The sequence below is a fragment of the Treponema sp. J25 genome, from assembly GCF_004343725.1.
Classification (GTDB): Bacteria; Spirochaetota; Spirochaetia; order Treponematales; family Breznakiellaceae; genus J25.
In genome coordinates, this window is the sequence record NZ_PTQW01000013.1 from 19,187 (window position 1) to 40,338 (window position 21,152).

The window sequence follows — 21,152 nt, forward strand, 5'->3', positions numbered from 1 at the left end:
GACCGATTTTTATTTCCCCACCTTGTCGAAATCACCAAATATGACTATTATTGTCATATATAACGAGAGAGGACACATGAATACACTGGTTATAGAAAACCTGCATGCAAGTATCGAAGGCAAGGAGATACTCAAGGGGGTCTCCCTTAGCCTGGGAGCAGGAGAAGTGGTGGCCCTTATGGGTCCTAACGGGAACGGCAAAAGCACCCTGGGTAACGTGCTCATGGGGGACCCTCGCTACGAAATTTCAGAGGGCACCATCGTTTTTGATGGGAAAGACCTTCTTTCTCTACCAGCCTATGAACGGGCTCGCCTAGGACTTTTCATGGCCTTTCAGTACCCCGTAGAGCTACCGGGGATTCGGGTATCCCAGTTCCTTTTCCGCATCGCCGAACTGCGACGGAATCCCCCATCAGGGTATGCCGCCTTTTACCGGGAACTTAAGGAATACCTGGAAATTCTCCATATGGATCCTGCCTTTCTAGACCGTTCGGTAAACGAAGGATTCTCAGGAGGTGAAAAAAAACGGCTCGAAATTCTCCAATTGTTAGTGATTCAACCCCGCTGCGCTATTTTTGATGAGGTTGATTCGGGACTTGATGTGGATGCCCTGCGCCTCGTAGCCCAGGGAATAAACCGCATGCGGGGCTCCCATTTTTCGGCCCTGATCATTACCCACTACCGTCGTTTGTTGGATCTCATTCCGATAGACCGGGTGTACATCATGGAACAGGGACGTATTACCCGGAGCGGAGACTTTAGTCTGGTGGAAGCCCTGGAACGGGAAGGCTTTGGGGCTTTCAAAGAGCAAGATCCCGCGGCTCCTCGGGCACAGGAAGGAATCTATGCAGCACGAAGTACTTAAAGAAATTGGCCAGGGGTATACAGAACGCTTTGGGTTTTCCATGCCCGAACGGTCCGTATTCACTACCGGCAAGGGCCTTACGGAAGAAACGGTGCGGGCCATCAGCGCTTCTAAAAACGAACCAGCCTGGATGCTTACCTTTCGGCTAAAAGCCCTGGAATACTTCCAGAGTAAACCCCTTCCCGCCTGGGGGCCAGACCTGTCGGCCATCAATTTTGATGAGATTACCTATTACACAAAACCTACCGAAACGCCGGGGACCTCCTGGGAAGAGCTCCCACCGGAAATAAAAGAAACCTATGACCGGCTTGGGCTCCCGGAGGCAGAACAAAAGTGGCTTGCCGGTGTGGGAGCCCAGTACGATTCGGAAATGGTGTACCACAACATCCGGGAAGATCTAAAAAAACGGGGGGTTATCTTTACCGATGTGGAGACCGCAGTAAAGGAACATCCAGAACTGGTCCAGCGATATTTTGCCACCGTGGTGCCCCCCAACGATAACAAGTTTGCCGCCCTTAACAGCGCCGTTTGGTCCGGGGGTTCCTTTGTGTATGTTCCACCGGGGGTTCAGCTGGAAATCCCTTTGCAGGCCTACTTTAGGGTAAACACCCAATCCTTCGGCCAATTTGAGCGAACCCTGATTATCGCCGATGAAGGTTCCTTTGTTCATTATATTGAAGGGTGCACCGCACCGGTATTCTCAAAGGATAGCCTCCACGCGGCGGTGGTAGAAATCATCGCCCTGAAGGGAGCCCGGATTCGCTATTCTACCGTGCAAAACTGGTCCACCAACATGTACAACCTGGTTACCAAGCGGGCCGTAGTGTACGACGGTGGTCTTATGGAATGGGTTGATGGCAACATTGGCTCCAAGGTGACCATGAAATATCCCGCCATTTTTCTGAAAGGGCCGGGAGCCCGGGGCGAAGTTCTTTCTATCGCCTTTGCCGGAACAGGACAGCACCAGGACACGGGGGCTAAAATAATTCACCTGGCCGATGATACGTCCAGTGTGGTTACCTCCAAATCCATATCCCGGGGAGGGGGAATTTCCAGCTATCGGGGGCTTGTGATGGCAAAGCCGGGACTCAAAAACATTAAAACCAAGGTGGAATGCGACGCCCTTATTCTGGACGGCAATTCCGTATCAAATACCTATCCTCGCATCGATATCCGAAGTAGCGGGGCAACCATAGAACATGAAGCCCGGGTTTCCCGGATCAGTGAAGACCAACTGTTCTACCTTATGAGTCGGGGAATCGATGAGAAAGAAGCGGCCGCCATGATCGTTAACGGCTTTGTGGCGCCCCTCGTAAAGGAACTTCCCATGGAATACGCCGTCGAACTAAACCGCCTTATCGAACTGGAAATGGAGGGCTCCGTCGGATGAACACATCAACAATACCACAGCAAAGGACCGTCTCTCTGGAAAATCCTGCCCCGGCGGATGTGATTCACGTTCAGGCGTACCAGGAACAGGAAATCCTGTTACCCCCGCAGGGAGGGGAGGTTCCGACCCATCGGGAGATCCATCTCCACAAAGGGGCCCGTCTCAGGGTGCTTTCCCTCGGGATACCCCCGCAGAATATTGTATCGGTGCAGGAGACCCCTGCCTCGGGAGCCCATCCCCATATATTTCACCATTTTGTATTAGAAGAGGATTCCCAGCTTTTTTTAACCGAGGTGGTTTTTCACAGCCTCTTCAGTCAGCATCAGACTGTCATAGAACTTCAAGGTCCAGGGAGCAAAGTCGATGTGGTAGGCATATACGGAGGATGGGGAATAGCAGAGCAACATCATTCTTACATTGTGCACCATCACGTTCCCCACACAACCAGCACCAGCCACTTTCGGTCCGTTGTGACAGGGACCGCCCATCTTGTATTTCAAGATCGAATTCACATTGCCCCAGGGGCCCCTAAATCGGATGGTATTCTCTCTATCCGTAATCTTATTTTGAACGATGGGGCCCACGCAGAGGCTTACCCAGAACTTGAAATAGAAAACAACGATGTGTCCTGCAGTCATGGGGCCACCACTGGCGGCATTGATCCCCACCAGGCCTACTATCTCCAGAGCCGGGGTATTTCGCCAGAAGAAAGCCGGGCCTTTTTAGTACTGGCCCACATGGCCCCCGCTTTTCCACGTCTCCCTGAGCTCTACCAGGAACAGATTCGGCGCCTTGTTCTGGAACACCTTGCCTACCCGAAAGAAGGAGGGACCCCCCAATGAAACAGCCCTTCGTTGCCCCTAAAGGAACGCCCCTATCTTCCGACTTCCAAGGGGGCCCCGCACCGATCCTCTCTTCTCCGTCGATAGCTCTTCCTCAAAAAGATGGTATTTCCTTTGCGGCATCATCCGTTCCCCAAACAGAAAATACAATTCCCTCCTCTGTGTCCCCTTCTCCCCCCTCAGAGGATAGTTCCCTCACCGCCCTATCTCAGGAAGCCCATCGGCTTCGGCAGGAGTTTCCCCTCTTACGGGCCAATCCTCAGTTAGCGTACCTGGATAATGCGGCCACCACCCAGAAACCTCAGGTTGTCCTGGAGGCGGAAACGGCCTTTTACTCCGAAGCCTGTGCGAATGTCCATCGGGCCATTTACAGCCTCGGAGAAGCCGCAACCGAGCAGTATGAGGCAGCCCGGCGTCGCGTGGCGGCTTTTATCGGTGTCCGACCGGAAGAAGTGATCTTTACCCGGGGCACCACCGAAGGGTTTAACCTCCTGGCCCACAGTCTTGGGGAACTCCTTGCCCCCGGCGATGAAATCATCCTCTCAGAAATGGAACATCACGCCAATATAGTGCCCTGGCAGCTTCTAGCTCAACGACGGGGAGTGGTGCTCCGTTTCATCCCCCTGACCGATGAGGGGCTCTTAGATCTTGCAGCCTACGAGAAGCTCCTTTCCCCCAGAACCCGCCTGGTATCGGTGACCCTGGTGTCCAACGTCCTTGGCACCATAAATCCGGTATCCCGCATAGGAGAATTGGCCCATGAGGCAGGGGCCCTCCTGGCGGTAGATGCAGCCCAGGCGGCGCCTATCATGAAACTGGATGTGCCAACCCTGGGGGCGGATTTTCTTGCCTTTTCGGGCCACAAAATGTACGGTCCCTTCGGCATCGGGGTCCTCTATGGGCGACAGGAACTTTTAGAGAAGCTCCCTCCCTTTTTAGGAGGCGGCGACATGATTCGGGAAGTCCGGCTCGATGGGTTCACACCCGCAGAGCCCCCGTACAAGTTTGAAGCGGGGACTCCCCCCATCAGTCAGGCCGTTGCCCTGGCGACAGCAATAGAGTGGCTTGACCGGCACGGCCCTGATCGGTTCGGCCATTACGAGGCCCTCCTCGGCAAACGGCTCTACGAAGGGTTACGAACTATTCCGGGGGTTCGCATCCTGGGCCCCGACTATTCTACCCTCCACCGGTCCTCCTTTAAACGGGCAGGAATTGTAAGCTTTACCCTGGAAGGCATCCACGCCCACGATCTTTCGGCCTATCTGGATACAAAGGGGTTTGCCCTGCGGGCGGGGCATCACTGCGCCCATCCCCTGGCCCGGCGGTTTGGGGTTGTCTCAAGCCTCCGGGCAAGTTTTGGAGCCTATAACACCATCGAAGAAGTAGATGCCCTTCTTGAAGCCCTCGAGGCAGCCCGGGAAGAATTGTAAGGGAGCATTGCTATGAACGATCCTCAACTCTACGAAACTATAATCCGCAGCCATTACAAGCATCCCACAAAAAGAAAGCCCCTGGAAGGCGTGCCCTACGTGGAAAACCCTTCCTGTGGCGATAAGGTCCGCATTGCCCTTTCGGTAACTCCCGAAGGACTCATCCAGGAAGCCTTTTTTGATGGAACGGGCTGTTCCATTTCCATGAGTTCGGCGGATATCCTTGCCCAACTCCTGGAAGGGAAATCCCTTCAAGAGGCCCACTCCCTTATCACTACCTTTCTGGGAGTTCTCCGGGGAGAGGCGCCTCTTGAAAGCCTGGAAGACATGGGAGATGCGGTAGCCTTTTCCGGGGTGGCGCGATTACCCGTGCGAGTTAAATGTGCGGCCCTGGCCTGGCGGGCCGCTCTGGAACAGGTGGAACAGTTAGAAAAGCAATAGAGAATATGAACAGGGGCCACGGAACGGTTCTGCGCGGTTGTGCCTTCCAGAAAAGGGGTGCCCTTTAGTGTAACCTGAGAAAAACAGCCCCTTTCTATTCTGGAGTTTTCCCTTGCCACCCTTCTCATTTCTTAGTATTTTTTTACTGATAAACAGCCATAGTCATTTTTTACCTCATGGTACAAAGGAGCAGCTACGCCCATGTCACAACATCAATTTCAAACCGAAGTAAGTCAATTACTCCACCTTATTATTCACTCCCTCTATTCTAATCGGGAAATATTCCTGCGGGAACTCGTCTCTAACGCTTCCGATGCCCTGGACAAGCTTAAGTATCTTACCGTCGCCAACGATGCGTATAAGGGTATTGTCTTTGATCCCCGCATAGATATTTCCTTTAGCAAACAGGAAAAGACCCTTACAGTCTCTGATAACGGTATTGGGATGAATGAAACCGACCTGATTGAATCCCTGGGGACCATCGCTCGGTCGGGGACCCGGGCTTTTCTGGAACAGCTTTCTGCGGAGGCCCGCAAGGATTCAAACCTTATCGGCCAGTTTGGGGTGGGTTTCTATTCGGCCTTCATGGTGGCCGATCGCATCGAAGTAATCACCCGGAAAGCCGGGGAAGAGGCCGCCTGGAAGTGGTCCAGCGATGGAAAAGAAACCTACACCATCGAACCAGCCCAGCGGGATTCCCAGGGGACCACGGTCATCCTCCATCTCAATGAAGAAGGCCTGGAGTTTGCCAACCGATGGACCATCGAAGAGATTATCAAAAAATATTCTAACCATGTGGCCTTCCCCATCTATCTTACCTACGAAGAAAAAGAATACGACAAGGATGGTAAAGAAAAGGGGAGCAAAGCCAAAACAGAACGGATTAATGCGGCCACAGCCATTTGGCGCCAATCAAAAAACGAACTTAAAGAAGAGGATTACCATGAATTCTACAAACAAATAGCCCACGATTCGGATGATCCTCTCTTCTATGTGCATACTAAAGCCGAAGGAACCCTGGAATACATCACCCTCTTCTATGTACCCAAAAAGGCCCCCTTCGACATGTACCATGCGGACTACAAGCCGGGGGTTAAATTGTATGTAAAACGGGTCTTTATCACCGACGACGACAAGGAACTTTTGCCCACCTGGCTCCGCTTTATTCGAGGGATTATCGATTCAGAGGACCTGCCCCTCAATGTCAGCCGGGAGATACTCCAGCAAAACCGGATCCTTCAAAACATCCGCAATGCTTCCGTTAAGAAACTGCTGGCCGAATTTAAGGCTCTGGCGGACAATAACAAAGAAAAGTGGGAAACCTTTATTTCCCAGTACAACCGGCCCCTCAAAGAAGGGCTGTACCAGGACTACAGTAACCGGGAGGCCCTCCTCGAACTGGTTCGCTTTAAGAGCAGTGCCGTGGAAGGGTGGACCAGTCTGGCCGACTATGTTTCCCGCATGAAGAGCGACCAGAAGGCTATCTATTACATCACGGGGGGAGATGAGAAAACCCTTAAGGCCTCGCCGCTCCTCGAAGCCTATCGGGCCAAGGGCATCGAAGTTCTTATCATGGATGATGAAATTGACGACATCGTCATCCCCGCCGTTGGTCGATACAAGGACTACGACCTTAAAGCGGTAAACCGGGCCGGTGCAGACGAAGAACTGGGCACCGAAAAAGACAAGGACCAGGAGAAGGCCTTAAAACCGGTACTCGAAAAGATTAAGAAAGCCCTCGGATCCCAGGTAAAAGACGTAAAACTTTCCCGCCGGCTTCAGGAATCCCCTTCCTGTATTGTGGCAGATGAGCACGATCCGAGCATTCAGTTTGCCCAGCTTCTTAAGGCCATGGGACAGACAGAAATACCCGATATTCAACCTATTCTGGAAGTTAATGGGAACCATCCGCTGGTACAGAGCCTTAAAGACCGGGACGATGAGGAATACATCGCCGATGTTGCCACGGTTCTGCTCGATCAGGCCCTTCTCGTGGAAGGGGTTAAGCTTAAGGATCCCGCCGACTTTGTAAAACGGCTGAACCGGCTGCTGGTAAAATAGGTTTTTTTTGCGACAAGGGCTAAACATCTCTGTTTGGCCCTTCGACATAAAAAGTTTTTTCTTCCCACCGTGAAGCACATAAAAACAACACGTGGTTGTTGCCTTTTTTTATTCTAAAAAAACAGTAGACAGTGCCGGGTATGGTTCTTATGCAAAGGAATCTTTCCCTCTTCAGTGTTTATAAAAGGGAAAAGAGCATGAGTGGTTACCCTCTAACCAGCTTTCTCTCATTCTCTAATAAAAGCCCTACTAAACTCAAACTAAGATAAAAGAAGAGGTTGATCCCTTATCACTTTAATTCGTTCTTGGGCGAGGGTAACATATTCTTCAACAATTTCGTATCCTACAAAATCTCTGCTGCTTTTTAATGCTGCTACAGCGGTAGTCCCCGACCCCATAAAAGGATCAAGTATAATATCACCCTTAAAAGAGTACAGTTGAATAAGCCGATACGGCAACTCTTCAGGGAATGGGGCTGGATGCCCAATTCTTTTTGCACTTTCAGCATTTATAGTCCAAACCGATTTTGTCCATTCCATGAATTGTTCCCGGGTGATTGTATCTTCTTTTTCTCCTTTTTCCCTACTATAATCCCCCTTAGAAAAAACAAGGATATATTCATGAATATCTCGAAGGGTAGGGTTGGCTGCACTTTGCCAACTTCCCCAAGCGGTTGAAGGACTCGCACTAGATGCTTTATTCCAGATAATCTCGCCTCGCATTAAAAAGCCTATATCTATCATAATACGAGAAACATAATCTGAAAGAGGAATATATGGTTTTCTTCCTAAATTAGCAATGTTAATACAGGCTCTACCACCATACACTAATACTCTATAGGTTTCCCGAAAAACTCGCTCCAGAAAAGAAAGATACTCTGTAAGGGTAAGATCCTGATCATATTCTTTATTAGCATTATAAGGCGGAGAAGTAATCATAAGGTGCACCGAATTGTCGGGGATCTCTTGCATATTTTCGGAAGACCCTAGGATGATAGTATTACGATATTCTTCTGGGAAGGAATTTTCTTCACCTATTTCTTCATTTTTTAGCTTCAGTTCTTTATACATCCTACTATTGTAAAATTTTGAACTATCGTGATTTATTCTACCACTAACACCAAAAGCACTGGTTTCCGTACCGATCTTTCTTTTCATATTATTCCCTCATTATTCCCTCAGAAGCGCTAAGAATTTCTCTGCCCGTTCAATATCTGTACTTTCTTTACTGGCAATTGCGATAATACGTCCCAGTTCCTTCTTAGTTTTCATAGATGAAAAATAAAAAAAAGGAGTACTTAATAAGGAAAAACATGCTTTTTCTAATTCTTCATAATTCTCAAAAGTTAAAAATCCTTTTTTAGGCGTCCGTTTAAGGAAACTTTTACTTTCAGAAGGATACGGATTAAGCGACCAGAATCCTTGAATAACTCCTGATTCCTTTAAAAAATCCACTTTTTCTATATAACTTTCCGTAATAGGGCTATTGCCGATCACTAGTAAAGGTATACCAGAGGCTTTATCTCCAGAAACCCGGATATTGATAGCCTTTCCTATAGCTTTAAGCATAGAATCGGATCTTAACAGAGAAGGATTACCCTGATGTGTAGTATAATCACCATAATAGGAAATAGTCCTAGTTTGCACATCGTATCTATAATTAGACACAATACTCATTTTAATCTCAAAAATTAACTTTACGTTTTTCGCTTCCTGTTCAGCAACAGGAGTAGTACAAAAGGCTACATCAGCCGGAGATTGCCTTGTAAGAGCTATATCTTCACATATAACTCCTTGAACTGCATGGAGTCCCAATTTATGGGCAATTGGGGCCAAAATTTTCTGGCACCATTTTTCCGTGTAATGACCTATCAATGAGTTTCTGCTCTGAAGAACCTGTCCCTTTGCAGAAAAACCTTTTGGAATATATGCATAATATGTATCTTCTAGCTTGTAAAAAAGCTGCTCGGGCGAAGCAAAGCTTTTCAATGTATCCAGAAAAAAATTTTTCTCCCTTTCTCTATCCCAGAGATCCATACCTTGCCCATCCTATCCCTTTATCCGCTCTATTTCAAGCTTAAGGGCTCCAATGGATAAAAAGAGTTCCTGCAGAGAAAAAAGGAGAGAGACAAAGAGGCTCACCAGGCTGGCCCCAAAGAACCATTTGGCCAGGGTCTCGTCATGAACAAAGATGATAAACATACTGATGACACAAAGAAGGAAACTTAAAACCGCAAAGATCTGGGTATACTTTATTATCTTAAGGCGCCGGTAAAAATTGTGAATTTGCGCAAGGGTATTTGGGTCTTTCTTTTCTTCATAGAGGGCCACATGCTGACGAATAAGGGTTGCAAGGCTTAAAAAGCGATTAGTAAAAGCGAGCATAAAAAGTGAAATCGCCGAAAATAGCAACGCCGGCGTACTCAGATTAAATTCCATGGTTTAGCTTGCTTTTTGTAGTATATCATCGATGGCTGCAATAAGATCCTGACTACGCCAGGGTTTTTTTAGACAGGTCGATATTTTTGCCTGCTGGATAGCCCGCTCAATGGCCCCATCATCGGCCTGACCGGTTACCATGATAAGACCAATCTGGGGATATTTGTCGTGCACCCGGATAAGGAATTCGTCTCCCTTCATCCCCGGCATGAGCCAGTCCGAAATAACCACCACCACTTCGATTCCCTGTCCCACAAGATCATCAATTATTTCCAGAGCTTCCTCCGCATCGAGGGCTGTTTCGTACACAAAACGCCCCCCATAGTGCCGTTTCAGCTCCTGTTTCATGGCAAAAACGATAATGGCCTCATCATCCACACATAAAATAGCTTCTTTTGTGGTCATTTTCCCATTACCTCATCTTTTTGTTCTAAAAATCTCTTGGTACTACTTTCAAACTGATTCAACTCTTCATATCCTGCTTTAAGGTCCTGGATATACCGACGAAGTTCCTCCGCCGTATGGTCCACCTGTTCGATAGACCCTTTCTGGCTGGCCCCAGCAAGACTTATTAAACGAGCCACATCGAGACGCATTTGCTGGAGCGCCGTGAAGGAAGAACGGATCTTTATTTCCATGAGCTCCTTTTCATCCTGCAATTCCCGCAAGGAACGCTCCTGTTTTTCGATATTCGCAAGGGCCCGTTGGTACTCTTCTCGTAACATGGCCGACGTCTCGGTCGATTCCAGCTTTTTCTTCAAGAGCACCTTATCCTGCTGTAAAGTTCCAACAGGTATCATCTCTATAATTGTAGCAATTTCTCGCCGTTTATCAACTAATGATGCTATTTCTTCCACATATAAATCTAACAAGGGTAAAAATTCTTCGGTCCCGGGAAGAGGCTGGGGAGGGCCTTTCCGAGAATGAGCGGTGCCTTGTATCATTTCCCGGATTGCGTCCCGTAATGAGCGGGCATCCAGAACTATTTGCTCATAGGGATCAGACACCTTCTCCTCGGAACGACGGACGGGCATATCAACGCCTCTCCTCGAGGTCATCCCGCCCTTTTGGAGAGCATTCTTCAAGGTCCGTTCAAGCTCCGTAATCTCCCCCCTTTTTGAGAAGAAACCAGTGAGCCCTCCTATAACCATGCCCCCAATAGGGATAAGGCTCCACATGAAACCAGGGGTGGTTATCATGTTGATCATGTACAGGAAAAGACTTGTAGGAACAAGAGCGGCCACCTCTTCGGAGTGTTCATCCTTTTTTTTCTGAAGCTTTTTAAACAATTCAAGAGCTTCTTCTCTCAGGGGCGGCAATTTTTCCAGCTCCTTTAGCTTCTCCTTTTTTCTAAAAGCTTTTACAAGGTCCGTTAAAAGCCCGATCCCCCAGCCTCCAAAGGGGAAGAGGGCCCAGGGGAAACCGGGAGTAACGAGCATATTAAGGGCCATTAGCCCCGCATTAACCACCACAAAAGAAACCAAATGTCCCCAGAATTCCCCCGGAGAACGATGGGCTTCTCGCTGGATTTTCTCGTAATAGAGAGAGTAGGCTTCGAAAGATTCCGACTCATCCAGCGGAGAATATGAAGGTTCGCTATTTTCTGCTTCATCCTCGATCTGATGTCGTACCCGTTGTCTCACCTTTTTTTTAAGAATCTTTTCTACCTTCCGAGCATCCTTTAACTCCATTCCATTGCCATTCGATTTTCTATATTCCTCTTTTACTATTACCAGCGCTTCCGTAAAGGCATCCTTCACTTCCCGGATAGCCTCGCCTACTTCTCTGGCCGCCATGGTAAATTCCTCCGAGAATTGGCTCCGCCGGGGCACACGGTTCTTTTCTCTTTCCTGGTGAAGGGGATTTTCTTTCCTTTCTTCTTTTTCGTTATCCTTTTCCATAGTATTCTGGTGGTTTCTCCATCCCATTCTCTTAAAATATAACGGCGGGTAAATTCTGTTTAAAGCTTAAAGAAGCTTGCTTCTAAGCTTCTTCCAGGACTTTTCAATCAACTTACATAAACCGCTTCTATACGGTATTATACCATGAAAGGGATTGCTCATCCTATTCCTTACTTAAGAGCATATAGCAATCCCACTAAAAGCACAACCATAAGAAGAGGGAAAATCCGTTTTGTATCTGTCATTACCATGGAAAGGACCGGTCCTATGAAAGCAAAGAAATCCCGGACAGTTATCTTTCGTTGCAGCGTTTGTGGACACGAAGAGCCGAAATGGCTTGGGCGCTGCCCCGAATGCGGCGCCTGGAACACCCTCGAAGAAAGAATGGTCCATGATACGAGAGAACCGCTTGCATCCCATGCTTCCCATCCACCGCTCTCTTCTCTTCCCCTTTCGGTAATAGACCCCCATGAGGGAAATCGAATTTCCACAGGAATTGCAGAACTTGACCGTGTCCTCGGTGGGGGTATGATGAAACGTTCCACCATCCTGGTAGGAGGAGAACCGGGCATCGGGAAATCCACCCTGCTACTCCAGGCGGCAGCCACCAGCCAATGCACTGGTCGGGTTCTCTATATTTCAGGAGAAGAATCGGCGGGCCAAATTCGGATGCGGGCCGACCGATTAGGAGTTACCAGCGATAAGATTGAGCTATTATGCACCGGTCACATGGAAGAGATTTTCCCTGTTCTGGATGCGGTAAAACCCATCTTGATTATCATCGATTCCATTCAGACCCTGTATACCACCGAACTCGGCCAGGTACCAGGCACCATCAACCAGATAAAATATTGTACCTATGAACTTATCGATTGGGTAAAGAATCATGATGCGATTCTGTTTTTGGTGGCCCACGTAACCAAAGATGGCCTTATCTCTGGACCCAAAAGTATAGAGCACATGGTAGACACGGTTTTATATTTTGAACAAAACGATACGGAATATCGCTTTGTGCGGGCCGCCAAAAATCGGTTCGGGTCTATCGACGAAATTGGAATTTTTTCCATGACCGAAGGGGGTATGCTGGCAGTGGAAGATCCTTCCCGGCTTTTTCTTGTCCCCCGAGATGGGCCCCTCCCCGCGGGGGTTGCAAAGGCGGCCGTAGTAGAAGGCAGCCGGGTGCTCCTCGTAGAGATTCAAGCCCTCATGGTAGAATCTAAGGGGGCCATAAGTCGCGTCTTCTCTGACCGAATCGATACTAATCGGGTTTCCCGATTGGCCGCCACCATCGAAAAACATCTTAATCTCCGACTCTCCGACCAGGATATATACATAAATGTGGCCGGAGGCATACGGCTCACCGATGTGGGAGCCGATCTCCCGATCGCTGCGGCCCTTTACTCTGCCAGGACAGGGATTCCTATTCCTGATTCCAGCATTATGGCAGGAGAACTGACGCTGGCCGGGGAAATACGGCCAGTTCGCCGAGCCCTGGTACGATACAAAACGGCAACCAGTCTGGGATTCCAGTCGTATTTTGGTCCCAAAATCGAGGGGAAAGAGACCTCCCCAGAGGTTTTTACTTCAGAAATGGGGGCGTACCATACCATACAGGATCTAAAATCCCTGATCCCTGAACTTTTTGCGCAAATAAAATAAAAAAAAGAATTAAAAATTCATTATTTTGAATTTTCAGGCTTGACGTCTCCTCAAAGATAGGATACGCTTTGAATTGATAAGTGGGAATTAGTTGTATAGTAGACGGTTATTTAGAAGATTGTGTGATTCCGCATTTCTGGCTCATCGATCCTTGCTTCCGGTTCTATCAATTCCCTCTCATGTAATTGTATCCAGGACCCTTTCGTAGAGAGGGCATGGAAACGCGAAGGTTTGTATCTTCGCGGAGTATATAGCGCACCCAGGCGCTTATCTGGGAGAAGGAATTTTCTCGATGGCCAAGAAACTGTATGTGGGTAACTTATCCTACAACACGTCGGAAGAAAGTCTGCGGACCTTGTTCTCTAATTTCGGTAATGTGGCATCCGCCAAGATTGTGTTTGACCGTGAAACCGGCAATTCTAAAGGTTTTGGTTTTGTAGAAATGAGCAGCGACGAAGAGGCGAGCGCTGCTATTGCAGGAATCAATGGGCGAGAGTTCGAAGGACGACAATTGCGGGTAAATGAAGCCATGGACAAACCCCGCCGGGACCGAGACGATCGGGGCTACGGTCGCTGGTAAACCATAAAAAAAGCCGGCCTCGTGCCGGCTTGTCCGTGTTCTCACCCGGCGCCCCGACCATTAGCTCGGGGAACAGGGATGAACAACCGTTCATTCGGGCTTTTTAAAAGCCCTATCCATTCTTCAATATAAAATTTATCCTTACCTTTGCTAAAAATCAAGAAGAAAAAAGTTAAAAATATCCTTTTTCAACAAAGAAGTTATATAATTCGGTAAGGACCCCTATATCTATTTCATCGGCGGCACTATCAAGGGTAAGTCGTATCTCTTCAAAATCTTGAACCGAAAGGGGCATGGTGCTTTCTTCATATTCTCTGCAAAGGAAAGCCGTCAGATAGCCCAACATCAGCCACTGAGGGGGCTCCCGTACACCATAGGTATCTTTCCAATATGAAAACAATTCATCCACCACAACAGATCCGAACGTACTCTTTAAAAGGGCCGCACATTGTTCATACACCCACCGCAGGTTCTTTTCGGTGAAGGACCCTTTCTGCTGTTCCAGACGATGCAATTCGGATAAAAAATGTTCCACCCCTGTCATAGTATCATCATACTGCATTGCTATTTTATGTACAACCATTGCAAAATTACGAAAAACCTTGACTTTTCCGCCAAGGGATTCTAAACTATTACTATGAACCTCAAGACAGTGCTTAACAAGGATCTCATCCGTCTCAACCTCAAAGGAACCACAAAGGAAGAGATAATCAACGAGCTCTTAGACATCCTCGTACAAAATGGGAAAATAAAGGACCGGGAAGCTGCATACACCGCCATCATGGAGCGGGAACAGAAAATGTCCACCGGCATGAAGCACGGCATTGCGATTCCCCATGGGAAGTCACCGACTATTCAGGAATTGGTTGCCTGCATTGGAATTTCAGAAAAGCCCGTTGATTTTGATGCCCTTGACCACGAACCCTGCAGAATTTTTATCATGACCCTTTCTCCGATAGACAAAACGGGGCCCCATCTTCAGTTTCTAGCTGAAATAAGCCTACTTTTTAAGAGTTCAGAAAAACGAGCCCAAATCCTGGCAGCCAAGACTCCGGAAGAAGTAGTCCGTATCTTAACAGAATAAAAACGGTTTCCTCTGACAGCTTCTTGAATGCACCTGAGGGCACCTCTTCATAAAATGAGGAGGTGCATCCTCTATCATTTCCCAGATTCGGGGCGCCTAAAAATTTTCTCCCTTTTTTGAAGGGGAAAAAGATCTCCCCGAGGGAAATCCTACCAGCGGCGGGAGCTTTTATCCCCCGCCATTTCCTTCATTAATCTTTCCACTTTTTTATTACTATTCGATTCAAAAGAGAAATCACCCTTTTTAAAAATGCACTACTTTATATTCCCTAGGGCTTCCTTTGCCAGGTTCTTAACCGCATCTGTCCAATCCACAAACTCCACCTGTTGCAATGCGGGGCGCACAATGGATTTTCCTGTCTTTCCTAAGGCGGGAATCAAGGCCCGAACCATCCGTTCGTCCTCAGCGGTTATCAGGTTACTCCGACGCTTGGTATTCATCTCCATTAAGAAAGCGGCCAAGAGACGAGCCGCATCATCGCTTCCCATACCCGCCAAAACTTCCACAGCCCCTACCCGTTCTTCAAAATCTATACCCTCTTTGTAAGAACGTTCAAGGGAAGCTAATAAAGCGGTATCGCTGGTACCATAGCGCCGCAGCATCGTCAGGGCCATTTTTCGCATATTACCAAGCTGAACCCGCTGTTTTACATCCTGGGTTACGGCCTTCCAGGCTTGCTGCAGAGCAAGGGCTGCGACCCGGGATTTAGAAGCCCCTGGGGCCGCCGATTCGTCCATTTTCTTAAGCGCCAGAGACTGAACTTCATACGAATAGCCCGGGGACTGAATCACCGAAGAGAGGGGCGCCTCGGGATTTTCGGCAATCAGCGGCAAAGAACGTTCTGCCTGGTTACGAACCCGCTGGGTATACCAACCAATAGAAGCAAAGAATACGGGCAAATACCCTTCTAGGCGCTGATATTTTTCCAGAGCTAAAATAGCCCCATAGGCAATCTTCTCCCCTGCCTCAGGGTCTGGCGGGACCTGGGTATTCAGGTCCTGTAAGGTTCGAACAACCTGTTCAAAGTATTCATTTGCCCGGATGCGTCCCAGGGCGATCAAAGCGTCCGCCTTTACCAGGGGATTTGAAAAAGATTGTACCGTTTTCCAGAGATCCGCCGCAGCTCCTCCATACTTGGCATCTCCCAACATCTGAACAATAAGCCGGACAGATTCCTCCGTAGCCTGTCGTTCCGCGGCGGTCCTCAGGTTTGGCACATCAAGAAGAATTCTAGAAAGGGCTGTGGCATAAAGTTGTCCTGCCCCTTGAATCCTCGCTTCGGCCACATTCTTCAGTATTCCGAGCCGTTCCTGAGGTGAGGTCGCCTGTTCGTACATATAGGTGTACACATCCAATTCTTCGGCCGCAAACAAAACTCCCCCCACCAGCATAGCCATGACAAGAGGAATCCAACCTTGGCGTTTCATCATAAATTACCTATCTCCTTACTCCACAGAATCAATACCAACCTACTTCACCACTTTTTGATCCTGTCGATAGACGTACTCGTATTCAAAAACTTGCTGAGAACGGGCTTGCCGATCGTCCACCGTTTTCTTGAGGACCTCCCCGTGAGACCCGTATTCATAACTAACAATTTGCAATATTTGTCCACCCGCCGTGGTCCGTTCTTCTTTTACCAGTCGATTATTCAGGTAAGTAAATCGCTCAATCCGGGTAACCGCGCCTCCGGCGTTGTAATAGGTGATACTCTTCAACGTACCCTCAGGGGTGTATTCATAAAAACTTGCCCCTGTTTTTTTACCCGTTCCATCCCGAAGCTCCGCATTACGCAGGACAGAACCATCATAGATATAGACGGTTTCGGCCACAAGGCTATTGTTTCCATCCAGAATCTTCCAGCGGATTTTGTTTCCCGCCCCATCATACCCATATTCAAAGGCGGAAAGCTGTTTTCCATTTCCATCCAGGAGGATTTCCTGAACCACCTGGCCCTTTGCATCATAACCATAGTTGCGAACCGAAAGAATTTTCCCTTCCCCATCCTTTATGGTTTTGGAGACCAAACGATTGCCATTGTAGGCATATTCCGCCTGTTCTAAGAGACTTCCCGAGGCAGAGAACTTCTTTTGGTTCCGGAGAAACTGCAACTTTTCATCATACTCAGAGACTGAGTATTCATCCACCGCTCCATTAGCAAAACGGGTAATCACCTTCTTTTCTAGAGGCACTGTGACGGTTACCGTTTTGGGGGCCGAAACTTTTTGTTCTTTTTCCACAACTACCGGGACGGACTCCCCAGGACTTTTTTCTTCCTTTGAAACCGATGGGGGTACATTCGCACAAGAAGAAAAGACGAGGCCCATAATCAAAATTAAAAAAAAGAGATTCCTCATGTATGCATCCTCCTGAAAACGGGTTATACTATTATCTAAAATTTCTCCATTTTCTCAATAGTAAAACGGAGTAGATTATGCAAATTTTTATTAAGAAGAGCAACCTCTATGATGAAGAGGGGAGGCAAATACTGTTACGGGGATGTAATCTCGGTGGGAGTTCTAAGGTTCCCACCACTCCCAATGGCGCGACCTGGCGAAAGGATTCTCTTGAAAACCCCAGGGCGGTCTCCTTTGTGGGACGCCCCTTTCCTTTAGAAGAAGCGGACATGCATGTAGACCGGCTTGCTTCATGGGGTTTTAACTGCGTCCGTTTTATCGTTACCTGGGAAGGAATCGAGCACGAAGGCCCCGGTATATACGATGAAGCATACCTGGCGTACCTGCGTAAAATTATCAAAAAACTGGAAAACCGCAACATAGGGGTATACATGGATCCTCACCAGGATGTATGGAGCCGCTGGACCGGTGGCGACGGGGCACCGGCCTGGGTTTTCGATATCCTGGGCATCGACATTGGCCGGCTTTCAATAACCGGAGCTGCCCTTACGCATCAGGAAAAGGGAGATCCCTTTCCTAAAATGGTCTGGCCCACTAATTACAACCGATATGGCGCAGCCACCCTTTTTACCCTCTTTTTTGGGGGGAATGTCTATGCCCCCCACTGTATGGTAGAAGGGACCCCCATTCAGGAATTCCTGCAGCAGAAATACATTGCCGCTATGCGGCACTGCTATCGACGCCTTAAGGATTGTAAGAACATTATCGGCTGGGGTACCATGAACGAGCCCCATCCCGGCTACATTGGGTACCAGAATCTAGAAAACCTCGAAAACAATTCCATCGCCCTGGGCCCCATCCCCTCGGCCTTTCAATCGATGGTGGCGGCCTCAGGGTATACCGTAGAAGTTCCGGTGTACAAAACAGGAATTCTGGGAACCCGCGTAATCGGAAAAGAAACTATCAATCCAGAAAAGGCCTCTCTTTTTAAAGAAGGCTTTTCATGTCCCTGGAAGAAAGAGGGAGTCTGGACAGATGAAGGGGGCGTTCCCCGGCTTTTGAAAAAAGACTATTTCGCTTACATTGAAGGCAGACCCGTTCGCTTCGTCGATGATTTTCTAAAACCTTTTATGAAAAAATTCATAGCATCCCTTTCAGAGGTGCAGGAAAAATGTCTTTTCTTTATCGAAGGGGTCCCCAATGGAGACCATCCCTCCTGGGATAAAAACGATGGAGACCGGTGCATCAATGCCTTCCATTGGTATGATGGGGCAACCCTTTTTTCCAAGAAATTTTTCCCCTGGGTTTCGGTTCGCTCCGATAATCGGCAACTGGTAGTGGGGAAACGACGGGTTCTGGAAAGTTTTATCGATCAACTCTACGAAGACATCCGCTGGACCCAGGAACACATGAATAACATGCCCTGCCTTCTCGGAGAATTTGGCCTTCCCTTTGATTTGTTTAATAAAAAGGCCTATAAAACAGGGGATTATTCGCTCCACGAAATTGCCCTGGATATGTATTACTCGGCGATTGAGGCACTCAGGCTCCACGCCACAATCTGGAACTACACCGCCGATAACAACCATGAACGGGGAGATCAATGGAATGACGAAGATCTTTCCATTGTGGGACCAGAGGGTCCCCGGGCAATGAGAGGATGGCTCCGCCCCTATCCCAGGGCCATTGCAGGGGAACTGCTCTTTTATCACTGGGACTACAAAAAACGCTTCTTTTCTTTCCGCTATGAGGCGAATCCCCACATTACAGCCCCGACGGAAGTATATCTTCCAGCCACCTGCATAGGGTCCAGACCTCACATCCTTGTGGTATATAACCGGAAGCAAAGCCTCCCCTTTACCTGGGATTCAGAAAAGGGGCTTCTTCTTATCACCACCCCAAAAGAAGGGGGGAGCATAGAAGTAACTGTACAAGGGGAAGACTAGCGCAGGCCCCCTTTAAAAGAAGGGAATAGGGCTAATCGAGTTTCAGAAGAAGATGCTTTTTCAGAAGCGGCTTTTACCGTACCATCGGCAATAATCCAACGGGGAGCTATTTCGCGACTAAAAAGGTCTTCTACCCCATCTCGAAACGCCTGAACCCGGGCGATGTAATCGAGGGTTTTTTTCGGCGTGTTATCGGCTCGTACCCGGGTGGTACCGGCGTTATACATGGCAAGGCCGGCAACCTCGCTTCCCCCTAAATCAAGGCACCACCGAAGATGGGCAATTCCATACCGGGCATTGAGATCGGGGTTAAAAAAGTCCTGCTCTTTAAGATTGGGGAAGGCCTTCGAATTCAACTGGAAAAGCCCCCTATCGACGCTTCCCTTGTTGGTGTTTACCGCCCGGGGATTAAAACGACTCTCTTCCCAGGCAAGCGCAAAGGCAAGACTCGGGGGAACTTCAAACTGGTCACAATAGGCCAGGATACTCTCTGCCAGGGCTCGAGAGTGGGTAAGGGCCTCAAAGAAAGAAACAACCGATTCCCGGGAAAGGGGATCCCGATAGAGGGTCAAAATAGTATTTTTGGGGCTATCCTTAAAGGTAAGAACCGCAGCCCGGTATTCGCTGGGGTGAAGGGCCACCCACTCGGGAGAAATATTCTCAAGGGCCGATACAGTAAAAGCATTATGTACATGCAGATACAGGGCAGGAATAAGCAGTAGACTACTGAGACAAAAGGGAATACCTAAAAAGAAAAATCTTCGCATCATGCTGGACGATCAACTCCATTTCCATAAGTATTCATACCTCGCAAAGGATGTAAAACAATGAAGTAAAGCGCATAATATAGAAATATTTTCTATCATTCAAGGGGAGAAAACCGGGGCACCCAAGGATTTACCCGGGGCCCCGCTAATCCAGCATTTTTTGTAGATAGAAAGGGGTCAAAAAGAACTTCTTATTCCTCCTAATCAGAGAAAGACATTATTTTTTTTCTATCACCCTCACACGAATAATACCTTCTACCGCCTGGATTTTTTGTATAAGGTAATCCGGGATAGGGCTCTCGGTATCAATGATATTGTAGGCGTACTTATCCTTATGGTGATTTATGAGATCAGTAATATTGATGTTCCCCTCCGCAAGGATGGTCGTTATCTGTCCTACCATGTTAGGTACGTTTCTATTGGCCACCAATAACCGATAGGGAGAACGTTGTTCCAGTTTACAATGGGGAAAATTCACCGAATTCTTGATATTCCCCGCTTCAAGATAATCCCGCAATTGGAGGACCGCCATTTCCGCGCAGTTTTCCTCTGCCTCCGGGGTAGAGGCCCCAAGGTGGGGAATACAGAGGACCCGTTCTTGCTTAAGCAGTTCCGCATTCGGGAAATCCGTTACATAACAGTTGATCTTCCCCTCCTGTAGCGCCTGAATAAGGTCCGCATCATTCACAAGCCCGCCTCGAGCAAGATTGATAAGTCGAACCCCCTTTTTCATGAGGCGGATTTTTTCCATATCAATCATACCTTTAGTGGCATCCATAAGAGGCACATGGAGGGTGATATAATCTGCCACCCGCAATAGACCTTCGAGGGTCTCAGCCTTTTTTACTTCCCGGGAAAGATTCCAGGCCGCATCTACCGAAATATAGGGATCATACCCTATTACGTCCATCCCCAGGTTTACCGCATCGTTGGCAACCATCACCCCGATCGCCCCAAGACCAATTACGCCGAGGGTTTTACCTTTGATTTCCGGTCCTTCAAACTGGCTTTTCCCTTTTTCCACCAGGTCGGGGACCTCATCGCCCTTTTCGATAAGGGTTTTACACCAGGCAATTCCTTCCACAATTTTTCGGGAAGAAAGGAGTAATCCCGCTATTGCCAATTCTTTTACCGCATTGGCATTGGCACCAGGGGTATTAAACACCACGATACCCCGCTCACTACAAAGATCTACCGGGATATTGTTGACCCCCGCTCCCGCCCGGGCAATCGCCTTTACCGAAGAAGGAATTTCCACCGAATGGAGATCTGCGCTCCGAACAAGGATTGCATCAGGGTTTGGAATCTCGCTTGCGATTTCATACATGTCCCGGGGAAAGAGATCGAGCCCCCGGGGAGAAATTTTGTTGGCCGTTAAAATCCGAAACATT

Annotated in this window: 20 protein-coding genes; 10 read left to right on the forward strand and 10 right to left on the reverse strand. The window is 48.4% G+C overall.

The window, feature by feature from the left end; translation table 11 throughout:
- Window positions 1-76 precede the first annotated feature (76 nt).
- From sufC to htpG, 6 genes are all read left to right on the forward strand, one after another.
- Entirely contained in the window at window positions 77-865 is a 789-nt protein-coding gene (sufC, locus tag C5O22_RS04425; protein WP_132779992.1) for a Fe-S cluster assembly ATPase SufC, read from the forward strand.
- Window positions 846-2,255: a Fe-S cluster assembly protein SufB gene (sufB, locus tag C5O22_RS04430; protein ID WP_132779993.1), complete on the forward strand. Its 1,410-nt coding sequence runs from the start codon at window positions 846-848 to the stop codon at window positions 2,253-2,255. The genes sufC and sufB overlap by 20 nt, the downstream gene beginning before the upstream one ends.
- On the forward strand, window positions 2,252-3,097 hold the full coding sequence (locus tag C5O22_RS04435; RefSeq protein ID WP_132779994.1) for a SufD family Fe-S cluster assembly protein: 846 nt from the start codon (window positions 2,252-2,254) through the stop codon (window positions 3,095-3,097). The genes sufB and C5O22_RS04435 overlap by 4 nt, the downstream gene beginning before the upstream one ends.
- On the forward strand, window positions 3,094-4,527 hold the full coding sequence (locus C5O22_RS04440; protein ID WP_132779995.1) for an aminotransferase class V-fold PLP-dependent enzyme: 1,434 nt from the start codon (window positions 3,094-3,096) through the stop codon (window positions 4,525-4,527). The genes C5O22_RS04435 and C5O22_RS04440 overlap by 4 nt, the downstream gene beginning before the upstream one ends.
- Window positions 4,528-4,539: 12 nt before the next feature.
- A complete protein-coding gene (sufU, locus tag C5O22_RS04445) occupies window positions 4,540-4,968 on the forward strand; it encodes a Fe-S cluster assembly sulfur transfer protein SufU (RefSeq protein ID WP_132779996.1) in 429 nt (142 codons plus the stop codon).
- 201 nt (window positions 4,969-5,169) lie between these two features.
- Complete coding sequence (gene htpG, locus C5O22_RS04450; protein ID WP_132779997.1) at window positions 5,170-7,029, forward strand: molecular chaperone HtpG; 1,860 nt, start codon at window positions 5,170-5,172, stop codon at window positions 7,027-7,029.
- Window positions 7,030-7,289: 260 nt separating this feature from the next.
- Here htpG and C5O22_RS04455 read toward each other — a convergent pair whose 3' ends face one another.
- From C5O22_RS04455 to C5O22_RS04475, 5 genes are read right to left on the reverse strand one after another with little or no spacing between them, the layout of a single operon-like run.
- Window positions 7,290-8,186 (reverse strand): DNA-methyltransferase, encoded by an 897-nt coding sequence (locus C5O22_RS04455; RefSeq protein WP_132779998.1) that lies wholly within the window; start codon window positions 8,184-8,186, stop codon window positions 7,290-7,292.
- Between the two features lie 12 nt (window positions 8,187-8,198).
- Complete coding sequence (locus C5O22_RS04460) at window positions 8,199-9,065, reverse strand: hypothetical protein (protein ID WP_132779999.1); 867 nt, start codon at window positions 9,063-9,065, stop codon at window positions 8,199-8,201.
- A gap of 12 nt (window positions 9,066-9,077) precedes the next feature.
- Complete coding sequence (locus C5O22_RS04465; RefSeq protein ID WP_132780000.1) at window positions 9,078-9,467, reverse strand: DUF2721 domain-containing protein; 390 nt, start codon at window positions 9,465-9,467, stop codon at window positions 9,078-9,080.
- Window positions 9,468-9,470: 3 nt separating this feature from the next.
- Complete coding sequence (locus C5O22_RS04470; protein ID WP_132780001.1) at window positions 9,471-9,872, reverse strand: response regulator; 402 nt, start codon at window positions 9,870-9,872, stop codon at window positions 9,471-9,473.
- Complete coding sequence (locus C5O22_RS04475; RefSeq protein WP_132780002.1) at window positions 9,869-11,395, reverse strand: 2TM domain-containing protein; 1,527 nt, start codon at window positions 11,393-11,395, stop codon at window positions 9,869-9,871. Before C5O22_RS04475 ends, C5O22_RS04470 begins: the two co-directional genes overlap by 4 nt.
- Window positions 11,396-11,635: 240 nt before the next feature.
- On the opposite strand from C5O22_RS04475, the gene radA reads away from it, so the two are divergent.
- Window positions 11,636-13,027 (forward strand): DNA repair protein RadA, encoded by a 1,392-nt coding sequence (radA, locus tag C5O22_RS04480; RefSeq protein WP_132780003.1) that lies wholly within the window; start codon window positions 11,636-11,638, stop codon window positions 13,025-13,027.
- Between the two features lie 292 nt (window positions 13,028-13,319).
- Window positions 13,320-13,607 carry an RNA-binding regulator gene (locus tag C5O22_RS04485; RefSeq protein ID WP_132780004.1) on the forward strand — a complete coding sequence of 96 codons (288 nt, stop codon included), beginning with the start codon at window positions 13,320-13,322 and terminating at the stop codon, window positions 13,605-13,607.
- Between the two features lie 172 nt (window positions 13,608-13,779).
- Here C5O22_RS04485 and C5O22_RS04490 read toward each other — a convergent pair whose 3' ends face one another.
- The gene (locus C5O22_RS04490) at window positions 13,780-14,190 is read right to left on the reverse strand and encodes a hypothetical protein (protein WP_132780005.1); all 411 of its coding nucleotides are present in this window, start codon (window positions 14,188-14,190) and stop codon (window positions 13,780-13,782) included.
- A gap of 54 nt (window positions 14,191-14,244) precedes the next feature.
- On the opposite strand from C5O22_RS04490, the gene C5O22_RS04495 reads away from it, so the two are divergent.
- On the forward strand, window positions 14,245-14,691 hold the full coding sequence (locus tag C5O22_RS04495) for a PTS sugar transporter subunit IIA (RefSeq protein ID WP_132780006.1): 447 nt from the start codon (window positions 14,245-14,247) through the stop codon (window positions 14,689-14,691).
- 254 nt (window positions 14,692-14,945) lie between these two features.
- Here the strand turns inward: C5O22_RS04495 and C5O22_RS04500 are convergent, their stop codons facing one another.
- Window positions 14,946-16,121 carry a hypothetical protein gene (locus C5O22_RS04500; RefSeq protein WP_132780007.1) on the reverse strand — a complete coding sequence of 392 codons (1,176 nt, stop codon included), beginning with the start codon at window positions 16,119-16,121 and terminating at the stop codon, window positions 14,946-14,948.
- A 39-nt stretch (window positions 16,122-16,160) separates the two neighbouring features.
- Window positions 16,161-17,048, reverse strand: a complete 888-nt coding sequence (locus tag C5O22_RS04505) for a hypothetical protein (RefSeq protein WP_132780008.1) — start codon at window positions 17,046-17,048, stop codon at window positions 16,161-16,163.
- Window positions 17,049-17,125: 77 nt separating this feature from the next.
- Here C5O22_RS04505 and C5O22_RS04510 point away from each other — a divergent pair, with 77 nt between their 5' ends.
- Entirely contained in the window at window positions 17,126-18,994 is a 1,869-nt protein-coding gene (locus C5O22_RS04510) for a glycoside hydrolase family 5 protein (RefSeq protein WP_243692866.1), read from the forward strand.
- Here C5O22_RS04510 and C5O22_RS04515 read toward each other — a convergent pair.
- Both C5O22_RS04515 and C5O22_RS04520 read right to left on the reverse strand, forming a co-directional pair.
- Window positions 18,991-19,764: a transglycosylase SLT domain-containing protein gene (locus C5O22_RS04515; RefSeq protein WP_132780009.1), complete on the reverse strand. Its 774-nt coding sequence runs from the start codon at window positions 19,762-19,764 to the stop codon at window positions 18,991-18,993. The two genes, C5O22_RS04510 and C5O22_RS04515, sit on opposite strands and share 4 nt — an antisense overlap.
- Before the next feature lie 214 nt (window positions 19,765-19,978).
- Window positions 19,979-21,151 carry a phosphoglycerate dehydrogenase gene (locus C5O22_RS04520; protein ID WP_132780010.1) on the reverse strand — a complete coding sequence of 391 codons (1,173 nt, stop codon included), beginning with the start codon at window positions 21,149-21,151 and terminating at the stop codon, window positions 19,979-19,981.
- Window position 21,152: the final 1 nt, after the last annotated feature.

Bases quoted from the DNA above. Each gene is read 5' to 3' on its own strand.
- radA (WP_132780003.1), top strand. From the start codon at position 11,636: ATGAAAGCAAAGAAATCCCGGACAGTTATCTTTCGTTGCAGCGTTTGT.
- C5O22_RS04510 (WP_243692866.1), top strand. From the start codon at position 17,126: ATGCAAATTTTTATTAAGAAGAGCAACCTCTATGATGAAGAGGGGAGG.
- htpG (WP_132779997.1), top strand. From the start codon at position 5,170: ATGTCACAACATCAATTTCAAACCGAAGTAAGTCAATTACTCCACCTT.
- sufB (WP_132779993.1), top strand. From the start codon at position 846: ATGCAGCACGAAGTACTTAAAGAAATTGGCCAGGGGTATACAGAACGC.
- C5O22_RS04465 (WP_132780000.1), bottom strand. From the start codon at position 9,467: ATGGAATTTAATCTGAGTACGCCGGCGTTGCTATTTTCGGCGATTTCA.
- C5O22_RS04505 (WP_132780008.1), bottom strand. From the start codon at position 17,048: ATGAGGAATCTCTTTTTTTTAATTTTGATTATGGGCCTCGTCTTTTCT.
- C5O22_RS04470 (WP_132780001.1), bottom strand. From the start codon at position 9,872: ATGACCACAAAAGAAGCTATTTTATGTGTGGATGATGAGGCCATTATC.
- C5O22_RS04485 (WP_132780004.1), top strand. From the start codon at position 13,320: ATGGCCAAGAAACTGTATGTGGGTAACTTATCCTACAACACGTCGGAA.
- C5O22_RS04515 (WP_132780009.1), bottom strand. From the start codon at position 19,764: ATGATGCGAAGATTTTTCTTTTTAGGTATTCCCTTTTGTCTCAGTAGT.
- C5O22_RS04435 (WP_132779994.1), top strand. From the start codon at position 2,252: ATGAACACATCAACAATACCACAGCAAAGGACCGTCTCTCTGGAAAAT.
- C5O22_RS04460 (WP_132779999.1), bottom strand. From the start codon at position 9,065: ATGGATCTCTGGGATAGAGAAAGGGAGAAAAATTTTTTTCTGGATACA.
- C5O22_RS04440 (WP_132779995.1), top strand. From the start codon at position 3,094: ATGAAACAGCCCTTCGTTGCCCCTAAAGGAACGCCCCTATCTTCCGAC.
- C5O22_RS04520 (WP_132780010.1), bottom strand. From the start codon at position 21,151: ATGTTTCGGATTTTAACGGCCAACAAAATTTCTCCCCGGGGGCTCGAT.
- C5O22_RS04500 (WP_132780007.1), bottom strand. From the start codon at position 16,121: ATGATGAAACGCCAAGGTTGGATTCCTCTTGTCATGGCTATGCTGGTG.
- sufU (WP_132779996.1), top strand. From the start codon at position 4,540: ATGAACGATCCTCAACTCTACGAAACTATAATCCGCAGCCATTACAAG.
- sufC (WP_132779992.1), top strand. From the start codon at position 77: ATGAATACACTGGTTATAGAAAACCTGCATGCAAGTATCGAAGGCAAG.
- C5O22_RS04455 (WP_132779998.1), bottom strand. From the start codon at position 8,186: ATGAAAAGAAAGATCGGTACGGAAACCAGTGCTTTTGGTGTTAGTGGT.
- C5O22_RS04475 (WP_132780002.1), bottom strand. From the start codon at position 11,395: ATGGGATGGAGAAACCACCAGAATACTATGGAAAAGGATAACGAAAAA.
- C5O22_RS04495 (WP_132780006.1), top strand. From the start codon at position 14,245: ATGAACCTCAAGACAGTGCTTAACAAGGATCTCATCCGTCTCAACCTC.
- C5O22_RS04490 (WP_132780005.1), bottom strand. From the start codon at position 14,190: ATGGTTGTACATAAAATAGCAATGCAGTATGATGATACTATGACAGGG.